10 protein-coding genes are annotated in these 12,739 nt (G+C 60.4%); 7 read left to right on the top strand and 3 right to left on the bottom strand.

Features of this window, described 5'->3' with window-relative positions:
* Window position 1: 1 nt before the first annotated feature.
* The 3 genes from RWS31_RS09745 to RWS31_RS09735 are packed head-to-tail and all read right to left on the bottom strand — an operon-like array spanning window position 2 to window position 3,142.
* Window positions 2–928, bottom strand: coding sequence for a transketolase C-terminal domain-containing protein (locus RWS31_RS09745; RefSeq protein ID WP_314597933.1), 927 nt, complete (start codon window positions 926–928; stop codon window positions 2–4).
* Window positions 925–1,740, bottom strand: a complete 816-nt coding sequence (locus RWS31_RS09740) for a transketolase (protein WP_314597931.1) — start codon at window positions 1,738–1,740, stop codon at window positions 925–927. Before RWS31_RS09740 ends, RWS31_RS09745 begins: the two co-directional genes overlap by 4 nt.
* A 1-nt stretch (window position 1,741) precedes the next feature.
* On the bottom strand, window positions 1,742–3,142 hold the full coding sequence (locus RWS31_RS09735) for an L-fucose/L-arabinose isomerase family protein (protein WP_314597929.1): 1,401 nt from the start codon (window positions 3,140–3,142) through the stop codon (window positions 1,742–1,744).
* 559 nt (window positions 3,143–3,701) lie between these two features.
* On the opposite strand from RWS31_RS09735, the gene RWS31_RS09730 reads away from it, so the two are divergent.
* The 7 genes from RWS31_RS09730 to thrS all read left to right on the top strand — a co-directional run bounded on the left by RWS31_RS09730 (window position 3,702) and on the right by thrS (window position 12,637).
* Entirely contained in the window at window positions 3,702–4,349 is a 648-nt protein-coding gene (locus RWS31_RS09730; RefSeq protein ID WP_314597927.1) for a bifunctional precorrin-2 dehydrogenase/sirohydrochlorin ferrochelatase, read from the top strand.
* Window positions 4,318–5,637: a glutamyl-tRNA reductase gene (gene hemA, locus RWS31_RS09725; protein WP_314597925.1), complete on the top strand. Its 1,320-nt coding sequence runs from the start codon at window positions 4,318–4,320 to the stop codon at window positions 5,635–5,637. Before RWS31_RS09730 ends, hemA begins: the two co-directional genes overlap by 32 nt.
* Window positions 5,597–6,532, top strand: coding sequence for a hydroxymethylbilane synthase (gene hemC, locus RWS31_RS09720; RefSeq protein WP_314597923.1), 936 nt, complete (start codon window positions 5,597–5,599; stop codon window positions 6,530–6,532). The genes hemA and hemC overlap by 41 nt, the downstream gene beginning before the upstream one ends.
* Window positions 6,533–6,548: 16 nt before the next feature.
* Window positions 6,549–8,060, top strand: a complete 1,512-nt coding sequence (cobA, locus tag RWS31_RS09715; RefSeq protein WP_314597921.1) for a uroporphyrinogen-III C-methyltransferase — start codon at window positions 6,549–6,551, stop codon at window positions 8,058–8,060.
* Window positions 8,054–9,028, top strand: coding sequence for a porphobilinogen synthase (hemB, locus tag RWS31_RS09710; RefSeq protein WP_314597919.1), 975 nt, complete (start codon window positions 8,054–8,056; stop codon window positions 9,026–9,028). Before cobA ends, hemB begins: the two co-directional genes overlap by 7 nt.
* Window positions 9,029–9,041: 13 nt before the next feature.
* Window positions 9,042–10,358, top strand: coding sequence for a glutamate-1-semialdehyde 2,1-aminomutase (gene hemL, locus RWS31_RS09705; RefSeq protein WP_314597917.1), 1,317 nt, complete (start codon window positions 9,042–9,044; stop codon window positions 10,356–10,358).
* Window positions 10,359–10,855: 497 nt separating this feature from the next.
* A complete protein-coding gene (gene thrS / locus RWS31_RS09700) occupies window positions 10,856–12,637 on the top strand; it encodes a threonine--tRNA ligase (protein WP_314597915.1) in 1,782 nt (593 codons plus the stop codon).
* Window positions 12,638–12,739: the final 102 nt, after the last annotated feature.

Raw genomic sequence — 12,739 nt, 5'->3', positions numbered from 1 at the left:
CTCAGATAAGCTCCCGCACGGCTTTTTCGATGCCCGCCGCATCGAGTCCATAGTGACGGAAGATGTCGGCAGACTTGCCCGTGACGACGGGCGCATCGGGCAGCGTGAGGCTCTTGAGCCGCGCCGGCTGCTTCTCGGCGAGAACCTGCGCGACAAGCGATCCGAGTCCGCCTTGACGCGCATGCTCCTCTACGGTCACGATGGCCTTCGTTTCCTTTGCGGCAGTGAGCACGGCTTCTTCATCGAGCGGCTTCAAGCTGTACATGTCGAGCACGCGCACAAAGATGCCCGACGCCGCAAGCGATGCTGCCGCCTTCTTCGCCTCAGCGACAAGTTCACCGCAAGCGATGACTGTGCAGTCCCGACCGTCCGTCACCGTCACGGCCTTGCCCAGCACGAAGTCTGTCAGCTCGCCTTCGTAGACGTCCTCGACGGCGTTCCGCCCGATGCGGATGTAGGCGGGATCGGTATCAGCAACCAGCTCCTTCATGAGCGCACGCGTCAGGTATTGATCGCTCGGCAAGTAGACGCGCAGCCCCGGGATCGACCCCATCGTCGCGACATCATTCGCCGAGTGATGCGTCATGCCGAGCGCACCGTAGCTCACGCCCCCCGAGATGCCGACGAGCTTGACGTTCGTGTGCGAATAGGCGACATCGACCTTCGCCTGTTCCATGCTGCGCGTCGACAAGAACGACGCGGGCGACACGGCGAAGGGACGCTTGCCGCAAGCGGCAAGACCCGCACTGATGCCGACGAGATTCTGCTCGGCGATGCCCACCTCGATGAACTGCTCCTTGCGTTCCGCCGCATAGGGGCCGAGAGCTGCCGAACCGCGCGAATCGCTGCAGAGTACGACGATGTTCCTGTCCCTTTTCGAGGCCTCAATGAGGAAATCCGCGATGACCTTCTTGCATGCCTCACTCATAGCCGACTCCTCCTTTCGTCCAGTTCCTTCAACGCCTCGGCAAGCTCCGCATCCGACGGCACCTTGTGATGCCAGCCCGCCTTGTTCTCAATGAAGGAAACGCCCGAGCCCTTCGTCGTGTTGGCGATGATGACAGTCGGTTTTCCCTTCGTGCGCTTGGCAAGCTCGACAGCGGCGAGGATCGCCTCGATATCGTTGCCTGGAATCGAGAGCACGTTCCAGCCAAATGATGCCCAGCGCTCCTCGGCGCTGTCCTGATGCATGACGTCTTCCGTCGAGCCGGAAATCTGCAGACGGTTGCGGTCAACGAACGCCGTCAGGCCGTCGAGTTTGTAGTGGCTTGCCGCCATCGCTGCCTCCCAGACGGATCCCTCATCACATTCACCGTCGCCCAAGACGACATAGACGCGGTAACTGCGATCATCCATGCGCGCGGCGAGCGCCATGCCGACGCCAATGGAAAGGCCGTGCCCCAAGGATCCAGTATTCATCTCAATGCCCGGAATCTTGTTGTTCGGATGTCCGATGAACCTCGAACCGTAGGCGGAGTAGCTTTCCAGCTCCTCTTTCGGGAAAAAGCCGCGATCAGCGAGCACGGCATAGAGCGCCTCGACGGAGTGCCCCTTGCTCATGACGAAGCGGTCACGTTCTGGATCGTCGAGCTTATCGGGCGCGACGTTCATCGCTTCGTAGTAAAGCGCCACGAGGATGTCCGTCACGCTGAGGTCGCCGCCGATGTGGCCTGTTCCTGCATGATGGATCATCTTGACGACGTCCTTGCGGATGTCGATGGCTTTCTTCTTGAGATCCATGTCATTCCCCCCTAAGATACGCCTTGACTTCCTCTTCGATCGGATCGTAAAGATCAGGCTTTACGCCGATATATTTGCATGCCTCGTAAAGAACGGGCACGACATCTTTATGAATGCCCACGCAGTGGTGGATGTACGGGCCTTCGACGATCTTCGCTTCCAGGCGCTTGATGTTCTCCACCTCGACCCAAAGGTAGGTTCCCATTCCCTTCGGCCCTTCAACGCCCTTGGCGCGTCCCAAAAGCAACGAATACTCGCCGTTATCTCCATCGAAGCGACAGAGCGTGAGATCGCCGTGGCGCGCCTCCGCCGTCAGACTGCCTGGAAAGTCAAAGGCGAGAGGATACGTCAGATGCGCCTTCTCGCGTGCGAGCGAGATGGGCCACGGACCGCAGTGCTGCAAAAGCTCGCCGTTCTCGATGTCGGGATGACGGATCGTCCAATCGGCGAAGAAGGAACGACACTCGCCCATGCCGGCGGCTTCCGCCATGAGCGCTGTAATCGCGCCATGGATGTCCGTCTCACAGACAACGGGCACGCCCTCATCGTTGAGGAGTGCATTCGCCGCACACGGCATGATGCCCAGCTCGTCCTGCAGCGCGTTCCAACACTGAATCGCTCCTGCATTGCACTGGTACTTGTCGATCAGATGCCGCATTGCGACCTTCAGCGCGGCAACCTTCTCGACCTCATCGTCCTTAATGTCGACGATCATGCGCTCACGGATGTAGGCGATGGTCTCGGAGACCTCCGTCTTCTCCGCCAGAGCACGCTTCACCTCGGCAATCATCTCGGGCATGGGAATTGGCGCGAGCTGCACGTTGAAACGCTCCAAAAGCTCGCCCTCGTTGCACATCGTCGACCAGAAATCGAAGGGACGCGGCCCGATCTGCAGGATGCGGATATGGCGGAACGTCCTGACGACATTGCAGACCGCGAGGAAATCGCGCACGCCGCGCTCAAACACGGGATCTTCGAGTCGGCAGTTCGTCATGTAAGTGAAGGGCACGCGAAAACGCCTGAGCACCTTGCCCGTCGCGAACAGCCCGCACTGCGTGTCGCGAAGCCGCACGCCGTTCTCGTCGGGGCGCTCGTCCAACGGCCCCCAGAGCAGTACGGGCACGCCCATATCCTTCGCGAGCCGCGCACACTCATACTCCGTGCCAAAATTGCAGTGCGGCAGAAAAAGCCCGTCGATCTTCTCGCGTTTGAACTTTTCGACAATTTTCAGCCGATCATTCTCATCATAGAGCAGCCCTTCCTCGTTGATATCGTCAATATCAACGAAGGAAACGCCTAGCTCCTCCAAACGCTTTCTCGTCAGTCCCCGATACTTCACTGCATCCGGCGCACTGAAGATGCTGCGCCGCGTCGGCGCAAAGCCAAGCTTGATCTCTGCCATCAGAATCCCTCCGCTCGCCTCAGGAAAACGATGCCCAGAAGGGATCGCCCTCTCCCGTTTCTTATTTCTCTTCTGCTTTATCGGATTTTCTCTTGCGCCATCATTATATCACTTGATTTTAAAATAATCAATAAAAAATTTATATATATCAATAAAAAATTTATATATTATAGTGTTATTTTTTTATTATTGCCGTATATTTTCGACAAATCCGCACAAGACGAACAAAGACAGTCCGACGAGAAAATCCCTGTCGGACTGCTGCTTTTTCATGTAAGACGTGAGGACATCTGTACAGCATGACGCTGTGATACGCCATCGCAGAAAACGGGAGTAAAAGCAATTATGTCACTATACGTGGCGACTGAACATATGTCCTGAAAGATAAGAATAGATATGAGTTTCCCTCATGAGATTTTCCCTCTTGTCAATATTGTGAGCATGATACATACAAACTTTCCTGCAGGGCTTTTTTTTTTCATGCCTTTACGATATAATAAAGAAGAAAATGAAAAAGTGAACCACATTCGTAATTTGGAAGGACTCTCAAGATTTGGATATGTACCCGATGGACCTGCGCCTTGAAGGGCGCGCCGCGCTTGTCGCCGGCGGCGGGGCGGTGGCGCATCGAAAGGTGCGCGGGCTGCTCGCAGCAGGAGCGGCCGTGACCGTCGTCGCGCCCAAGCTTTCGCCCCCCTTGGCGGCACTTGCGGCAGACGGGCGCATCGCTTGGCTCGCGCAACTTGCGACGGCGGAGGTCTTCGCATCGCTGCCGCGTGCGCTCCTCGTCTTCTGCGCGACCGACGACCGTGCGGCGAACGCCGCCTTCGGCAAGGCGGCGAAAGAGGCTGGCGCTCTCGTCAACGATGCGACGACGCCCGAGCTTTGCGACTTCTTCCTGCCGGCGGCTTTGCGAGACGGCGATCTCCTCGTCACGGTATCGACGGGCGGCGCATCGCCCGCACTCGCCCGCACGCTGAAGAAGCGGCTCGCCGCCCGTATGGGCGCAAGCTGGGGCGCTTGGCTCAAAAGGCTCGCCAAACTGCGCGAGGAAGCGAAGGAACGCATCGAGGGAAGTGCAGGACGCGAGGCGTTTTGGCGCGCGGCTCTTTCGGAGCATATTTTGAATCTTGTCGAAGAAAGCAGACTGGATGAGGCGGAGGCAGAGATAAGACATGCACTTGATTGTTTTGGGACTGAATCATAAGACGGCGCCCGTGGATGTGCGCGAGCGGTTTTCCATACCGAAGGACGCCATCCGCAAGGGGTTCCAGCATCTGGCGGAGTATGCCGATCTCCTTGAAGCGGTCGTGCTCTCGACGTGCAACCGCAGCGAGATTTACGCGGTAACGGCGGACGATGCACACGCGGGCGAGGCCGTGCGCCGCTTTTTCTTCGACCTCACGGGAAACGACGAGGACATCGAAGAATACCTTTACGTGCACGAGGACGAAGAATGCATCCGTCACCTCTTCCGCGTGGCGGCGAGTCTTGATTCGCTCGTCCTCGGCGAGGGGCAGATCCTCTCGCAGGTCAAGCAGGCGTACGCGCTCGCACTCGAAGGGCACGCGACGAGCACCGTGCTGAACACGCTGTTTCACCGCGCGATTGCGACGGGAAAGCGCGTGCGCACGGAGACGCGCATCGCGTGGAGCGCCGTGTCCGTCAGCTATGCGGCGGTCGAACTGGCGAAGGACATCTTCGGCACGCTCGACAAGTCGAGCGTCCTGATTTTCGGTGCGGGAAAGATGGCGGAACTGACGGCCGAGCATCTCGTCTCGCACGGCGCAAAGCGGCTCTACATCGCGAATCGCCACATGGAAAAGGCCGAGGACTTTGCCGCTCGCTTCGGCGGCGAGGCCGTGCCTTTCGAGCGCGCGATGGAAAAGGCCGAGGAGGTCGACGTCGTCGTGACCTCGACGGGCGCACCGCACTACGTCGTCAAGGCGTGGGAGACGCGCCACCTCATGACCCAGCGGAAGGGACGGCCGCTCGTCTTCATCGACATCGCCGTGCCGCGCGACGTTGATCCCGAGGTCGAGGAAATCAAGGGCGTGAAGCTCTTCAATATCGATGCCTTGGAAGCCGTCGTCGACGATCATATGGAGGAGCGCAAGCAGGAGGCGGTCGAAGCCTCGCGCATCGTCGAGGAGGAGATTGTTTCCATCGAGAAGCGCTTCCAATACCTCTCGTGCCGCCCGCTGATGGCACTCCTCTCCGAGCGCTGCGAGCGCATACGATGTCGTGAGATGCAGCGTGCGCACACGAAACTGCCCGAACTCACGGAGGAGCAGCAGCGTGCCGTCGACCACATGACGCGCATGATCGTCCGAAAGATCCTGCGCACGCCGATGATGAAGCTCAACGCATCGGCGGGAACGGCGGACGAGGCATTCTACATCGAGGCGATGCGAAGCCTCTTCAAGCTTGATACGATAGGGGAGACGGGAACTTGTGAAGAAAGACACCATCGTTATAGGTACGCGCAGCAGTAAGCTCGCGCTTTGGCAGGCGGACTATGTAGAGGCGAAGCTCCGGGAGAAATACCCGGAGCTTCATGTCGTACAAAAGCGCATGACGACGAAGGGCGACCGCGTGCTCGATGCGCCGTTGGCGAAGATCGGTGGCAAGGGACTTTTCACGAAGGAGCTTGAGCAGGCGATGCTCGCGAGCGAAATCGACCTCGCCGTGCACAGCCTCAAGGACATGCCGACGGAACTGCCCGAAGGGCTCATGCTCGCCGCTGTGACCGAGCGCTTTGACCCCGGCGACGCCGTCGTAAGTCCGCGCTATCAAACGCTCGCGAACCTTCCTCAAGGCGCGAAGGTCGGCACGTCGAGCCTTCGCCGCCGCGCACAGCTCCTCGCCAAGAGGCCCGACCTTGAGATCGTCAGCCTGCGCGGCAACGTGAACACGCGGCTCAAAAAGCTCGAAGAGGAAAATTTCGATGCCATCATCCTCGCCGTCGCGGGACTCAAGCGCCTGGGCTTCCATGACCGCATCACCGAGGTTCTGTCGCGCGAAATCTGCCTGCCCGCCGTCGGACAAGGCGCACTCGCCATCGAGGCGCGTGCGGACGATGAAACGACGCTCTCCCTGATCGCCTTCCTCGACGACGCGGCGACGCGCGCGGCGGCGAGAGCGGAACGCGCCTTCCTCGCACGCGTCGAGGGCGGCTGCCAGGTACCCGTCGGCGTCTACGCCGAGGCTGCGGACGAGGCACTCGAAATGGAGGCGGTCATCGCCTCCATCGACGGCGAGCGCCTCTATCGCAGGAAAAAGGCGGGCAGCACCCTTGACGCCGAGAAAATCGGCCGTGCGCTCGCCGAGGAACTGCTCGCCATGGGCGGCAAAGAAATCCTGCAGGAACTCGGCCTGCTGCAACCGTAAGGAGGAAAGCGAAGCTATGGTATATCTTGTCGGAGCCGGCCCCGGAGATCCGGGGCTTTTGACAGTCAAGGCGCGCGCGTGTCTGAAAAAAGCCGACACCGTCGTCTATGACTACCTCGCGGACAGCCGCATCCTCGCGCTCGTGCCGCAAGAAGCCGAGCGCATCTACGTGGGAAAAAGCGCGGGCAACCACGCGATGAAGCAGGAAGACATCTCGAAACTCCTCGTCAAGCTCTCCCGCGAAGGAAAATGCGTCGTGCGCCTCAAGGGCGGCGACCCCTTCGTCTTCGGGCGCGGCGGCGAGGAAGCCCTGCTCTTGGCGGAAAACGGCCTGCCGTTTGAAATCGTGCCAGGCGTGACTTCTGCCATCGCCGTGCCCGCCTATGCGGGCATCCCCGTCACTCACCGCGGCGTCGCCGTATCCTTCGCCGTCATCACGGGGCACGAAGATCCGACGAAGGAAGCCTCAGGGCTAGACTGGCAGAAACTCGCGACGGGCGTCGATACGCTCGTCTTCCTCATGGGCGTCGGAAACCTTCCCGCCATCACAGCCGAACTCATGCGCCACGGCCGCGCCGGCAATACGCCCGCCGCCGTCATCCGCTGGGGCACGCGCCCCGAGCAGGAGACACTTATCACGACCGTCGAAAACGCCGCTGACGATGTGGCGCGAGCCGGACTCAAGCCGCCCGCCATCTTCCTCGTCGGCGATGTCGTGCGCTATCGCGAAAAGCTGCGCTGGTTCGACGCGCCCGAGAGGCGCCCGCTCTTCGGCAAGCGCGTACTCGTGACGCGTGCGCGCGCCCAAGCCTCGAAGCTCACCGAAGGCCTCGAAGCGCTCGGCGCCGCCTGCCTCGAAGTGCCCGCGATCCGTATCGCAGAGCCTTCCGACGGCGGCGCAGCGCTCCGTGCTGCCATCGTTCATGTCGCCGACTACGACTGGCTAATCTTCACGAGCGCGAACGGCGTCGAGCATTTCTTCCGCGCCCTTGACGCCGCGGGCAAGGATGCACGCGCCCTCGCCCGCGCCAAAGTCGCCGCCATCGGCCCTGCGACAGCCAACGCGCTCGCCGCCTGCGGCGTCCGCGCCGACTGCGTGCCCGGCGAATACCGCGCCGAAGCCGTCGTCGAAGCCCTCAAGGGCGATGTGCGAAGCGGCACGCGCATCCTCCTCGCACGCGCCGAAGAAGCGCGCGAAGTGCTGCCCGAAAGCCTCAAGGCACTCGGCGCAGAGGTCACCGTCGCCGCCGCCTACAGCACAAAGCAGGCAGAGGCCGACGGCGCTGCTCTCGCAAAAAAACTCACGAGCGGCGAGATCGACATCGTGACTTTCACAAGCTCTTCGACGGCAAAGAACCTCTGTGCTATCCTCGGCGGCGCAGAGCCTCTGCAGCGCGTCAAGTGCGTCGCCATCGGCCCCATCACGGCGAAGACGTGCGAGGCGCTCGGCATAAAGCCCGCTGCCGTCGCCAAAGAATACACGATCGAAGGACTCATCGAAACCATCAAGGAGATGCTGTTATGCTGAAGCAAACCCTTCGTCCGCGCCGCCTGCGCAGGACGGCGAACATCCGCGCCATGGTGCGCGAGACGGAGCTTTCCGTCCGTGATTTCGTCTACCCCATCTTCGTCGTGCCCGGCGAGAATATCAAGGAAGAAATCCCCAGTATGCCGGGCTGCTTCCACCTCTCCGTCGACCGCGCCGTCGAGCAGGCGAAAGAACTCGCCGCACTCGGCATTCCCTCCGTCGAAGTCTTCGGCCTGCCCGAGTACAAGGACGAGATCGGCTCTTCGGCATGGGACGCGAAAAGCCCCGTGCAGCAAGCGATCCGCGCCATCAAACAGGCAGAGCCAGAGCTTGCCGTCGTCGGCGATGTCTGCCTTTGCCAGTACACGTCGCACGGCCACTGTGGCAAGCTATGCGGGCACGAAGTCGACAACGACGCGACGCTGCCGCTCCTTGCCAAGACGGCGGTCAGCCAGGCGGAAGCCGGCGCCGACATCGTCGCGCCGTCCGACATGATGGACGGGCGCATCGCCGCTCTGCGAGAAGCCTTGGACGAAGCCGGCTTCTCCCATGTCTCCATCATGAGCTACGCCGTCAAGTACGCGTCGGCATACTACGGTCCCTTCCGCGACGCTGCGGACTCCGCGCCCTCCTTCGGCGACCGCCGCGCCTACCAGATGGATCCCGCCAACGCACGCGAGGCGATGAAGGAAGTCGCGCTCGATCTCGCCGAAGGCGCGGACATCATCATGGTCAAGCCCGCGCTCGCCTACCTCGACATCGTGCGCCGCGTGCGCGACGCCATCGACCGCCCCGTCGCCGTCTACAACGTCAGCGGTGAATACGCGATGGTCAAGGCGGCGGCAGCGAACGGCTGGATCGACGAAAAGCGCATCGTGCTCGAAACGCTCACAGGCATGAAGCGTGCGGGCGCCGACATCATCATCACCTACCACGCGATCGACGCGGCGAAGTGGCTTCAAGGCTGAAAAGGAGCGAAATATGCTGAACTTAGAAAAATCCCTGGAAGCGTTTGAAGAAGCGAAGACCCTCATGCCGGGCGGCGTCAACAGCCCCGTGCGCTCCTACAGAAACGTCGACTGCAATCCGCCCTTTATCGCGCGCGGCGAAGGCGCGCACATCTTCGACATCGACGGCAACGAGTACGTCGACTATGTGCTGTCGTGGGGGCCGCTCGTCGCCGGACACGCGCACCCCGCCGTCGTAAGCGCACTGGCTGACGCCGCCGCACGCGGCACAAGCTACGGTGCGCCGACGACGCTCGAATCCGACCTCGTGCGCCTCGTGCAGAAGGCATATCCTTCGATGCAGCTCGTGCGCATGGTCAACTCGGGCACGGAAGCGACGATGAGCGCCCTGCGCCTTGCACGCGGCTTCACGAACCGCTCGAAGATCGTCAAGTTCGTCGGCTGCTACCACGGCCACAGCGACAGCCTGCTCGTCGACGCAGGCTCGGGGCTTGCAACCTTCGGCGTGCCATCGAGTCCCGGCGTGACTGAGGGCGTCGCCAAGGACACGATCACCGTGCCGTTCAACGATGCGGACGCCATCACGCACGTCATGACGGAATACGGCAAAGACATCGCCTGCATCATCGTCGAGCCTGTCGCGGGCAACATGGGCTGTGTCCTGCCCGAAAACGGCTATCTTGACACCTTGCGCACACTGACCGAAAAGCACGGCGCACTCCTCATCTTCGACGAGGTCATGTGCGGTTTCCGCGCCTCCTTGGGCGGCGCACAGGCGGCCTACGGCATCACGCCCGATCTCACGTGTCTCGGCAAGATCATCGGCGGCGGCCTGCCGTGCGCGGCCTACGGCGGCCGCCGTGACATCATGGAGCAGATCGCGCCCGCAGGCCCCGTCTATCAGGCGGGCACGCTCTCGGGCAATCCTCTCGCCATGACGGCGGGCATCGAAACGCTCAAGCTCATCTTGAAAGAGCCGCAACCCGGAGAAGCCGATGCGAGCCGCGCGCTCACGCTGAAGACGAAGAAGCTCGTCCTCGGCCTTGAGTCCGCCGCACGCAAGGTGGGAGTCAAGATTCAGGCGCACCAGGCCGGCTCGATGTTCAGCATCTTCTTCAACGAAGGCAAGGTCAAGGACTACGCAAGTTCTGCCGCTTCGGATCAGGAAGCCTTCAAGGTCTGGTTCCGCGCCATGCTCGAACAAGGCATCTACCTTGCTCCCTCACAGTTCGAGACGCTCTTCCTCTCGCTTGCCCACACAGATGAAGACATCGACCGCACGATTGCTGCGGCGGAAAAGGCGTTTGCACAGGTCAAGGAAGCGAAGTGAAGAGGCGTTTCTTGTAGGCTCGCAAAGCACCCGCAGCCATCAAAACACTTGCATCCCGCCAAGAAGATATGCTATACTGTGAGTGGCAAACGTGAGAATACTCAAAGCACACGAAGCACCCCCCAAGCTAGCTCCTTGGGGGGTGCTTCTATTCCCATATGGCAGGCAGGGATCAGCGCCTAGGCCCGTTGCCGTCGTCTCTCTCATCGAGCCATTTGCAGATATGGTTGGCAACCACACCGGCCAAGACGGAGAGAATAAACGTCAGAATACTCATCAAGCACACCCCCTTCCCTTGCCAAGTGTAGGGGCGGCAACGAGCAAAGTATAGCATACTCTTCCCCGAAAGGAAAGAATCGCCGGCATTAGAAAGCCGTATATAACAAAGCCTTATTGATGAATCCAGTATTTTGCTCTATAATAGAAGAAACTATGCAGGCTGCCGCTCGCCTCGTGCGTGATGCAGCTGCACAAATGTCCAACAAAGGGGAAACATTATGGATAAAGAACAATTCCTGCACGTCTATCGCCACTCGTTGGCACATGTGCTTGCAAAAGCCGTCATCGAAGTCTTCGGCAAGGAGACGCAGTATGCCATCGGGCCGGAGATTGCCGACGGCTTCTACTACGACTTTCTCTTGCCGCGCGCGGCGACGAACGACGATCTCAAGACCATCGAAGAGAAGATGAAGGAAATCTTGAAGCGCAAGGAAGATTGGAAGCGCGAGGAGATTTCCAAGAAAGATGCACTCGAACTTTTCAAGGATCAAAAGTTCAAGGTCGAGCTCATCGAGGATCTGCCCGACGACGAGATTTTGACGACGTACCGCACGGGCGATGACTTCGTCGACCTGTGCCGTGGGCCGCACGTCGAAAACTCCGCCGCACTTCTGTCTGCCGCCTGGCAGCTTCGCTCCATGTCCGGCTCCTACTGGCGCGGCGACGAGAAGCGCGACCAGCTCACGCGCATCTACGCCTACGCCTTCCCGACGAAGGAGGAGCTCAAGGCGCACCTCGCGTTCATCAAGGACGCACAGGAGCGCGACCACAAGAAGATCGGGCCGCAGCTCGACCTCTTCATGTTCGACGAGACGGCGCCCGGCATGCCCTACTGGCTGCCGCGCGGCTGGAAGCTCTTCAACGCGCTGTTGGAATTCTGGCGCGGCATTCACGAGGCGCACGGCTATCAGGAAGTTTCCGCGCCCGTCATCAACAACAAGCGCCTGTGGGTCACGAGCGGCCACTGGGCGCATTACAAGGAAAACATGTTCCTGATTCCTGGAGCGGACGGCAACATCGAAGCGGACGACACCTTCGCAATCAAGCCGATGAACTGCCCGAACGCCATCAAGATCTACCAGCGTAAGACGCGCTCCTACCGTGACCTGCCAATTCGCTACAACACGGTCGACGTCATCCACCGCAAGGAGAAGTCGGGCGAGCTCAACGGCCTCTTCCGCGTGCAGCTCTTCCGTCAGGACGACGACCACACCTTCCTCATGGAAGACCAGATCGCCGCTGAGATGGGCGACATCATGGACATCGCCGACGAGATCTATTCGACCCTCGGCATGAGCTGCAAAGCGGAGCTTTCGACGCGCCCCGACGACTTTATGGGCGACATTGAAACGTGGAATATTGCGGAAAAAGAGCTCAAGGAGATCCTCGACCGCAAGTACGGCGAAGGCAATTACGAGGTCAACGAGGGCGACGGCGCCTTCTACGGCCCGAAGATCGACCTCAAGATGAAGGACGCGCTCGGCCGCGAGTGGCAGGTCGGCACCTTGCAGCTCGACTTCCAGCTGCCGCAGAACTTCGACCTCAAGTACATCGCCAAGGATGGCAGCCACAAGCAGCCCGTCGTGCTGCACCGCGCCATCTTCGGCTCGATGGAGCGCTTCATCGGCGTCCTCATCGAGAACTTCAAGGGCGCGTTCCCCTTCTGGCTCAGCCCCGTGCAGGTCGGCATCGTGCCGATCCGCCCCGAGCACAACGACTACGCCAAGAAGGTCGCGCAGAAGCTCTTCAAGAGTCGCGTGCGTTTCGAGGTCGACTATGCCGACAAGAACATGCGCGAGAAGATCAAGGGCTTCAAGCACTACAAGGATCCCTACATCCTCGTCTTAGGCGACAAGGAAGCCGCGGAAAACACCGTTTCCATCAACGTGCGCGGCACGAACGAGCAGCTCAAAGACGTACCGCTCGACACCTTCATCGAGATGTGCCGCACGATGAACGAAGAGCGCAGTCTGGATCTTATGACGAAGATTCCCGAGTAAGCTCGCACAAACACAAGCATACAAAAATGCCCCACCCGCCGCAAAATGCGGCAGATGGGGCATTTTTGTATGCTTGTGCAGCTGAATCAACACGATTCAAGC

Source organism: uncultured Selenomonas sp. (assembly GCF_963528755.1).
Taxonomy (GTDB): domain Bacteria; phylum Bacillota; class Negativicutes; order Selenomonadales; family Selenomonadaceae; genus Selenomonas.
Note: the sequence above shows the minus strand (reverse complement) of the source record. Positions and strands in the feature narration are given on the sequence as shown.

Coding starts and splice junctions, on each gene's coding strand:
- cobA (WP_314597921.1), top strand. CDS start 6,549: ATGGTATATCTTGTCGGAGCCGGCCCCGGAGATCCGGGGCTTTTGACA.
- RWS31_RS09740 (WP_314597931.1), bottom strand. CDS start 1,740: ATGGATCTCAAGAAGAAAGCCATCGACATCCGCAAGGACGTCGTCAAG.
- RWS31_RS09730 (WP_314597927.1), top strand. CDS start 3,702: ATGTACCCGATGGACCTGCGCCTTGAAGGGCGCGCCGCGCTTGTCGCC.
- hemL (WP_314597917.1), top strand. CDS start 9,042: ATGCTGAACTTAGAAAAATCCCTGGAAGCGTTTGAAGAAGCGAAGACC.
- hemA (WP_314597925.1), top strand. CDS start 4,318: ATGCACTTGATTGTTTTGGGACTGAATCATAAGACGGCGCCCGTGGAT.
- RWS31_RS09735 (WP_314597929.1), bottom strand. CDS start 3,142: ATGGCAGAGATCAAGCTTGGCTTTGCGCCGACGCGGCGCAGCATCTTC.
- RWS31_RS09745 (WP_314597933.1), bottom strand. CDS start 928: ATGAGTGAGGCATGCAAGAAGGTCATCGCGGATTTCCTCATTGAGGCC.
- thrS (WP_314597915.1), top strand. CDS start 10,856: ATGGATAAAGAACAATTCCTGCACGTCTATCGCCACTCGTTGGCACAT.
- hemB (WP_314597919.1), top strand. CDS start 8,054: ATGCTGAAGCAAACCCTTCGTCCGCGCCGCCTGCGCAGGACGGCGAAC.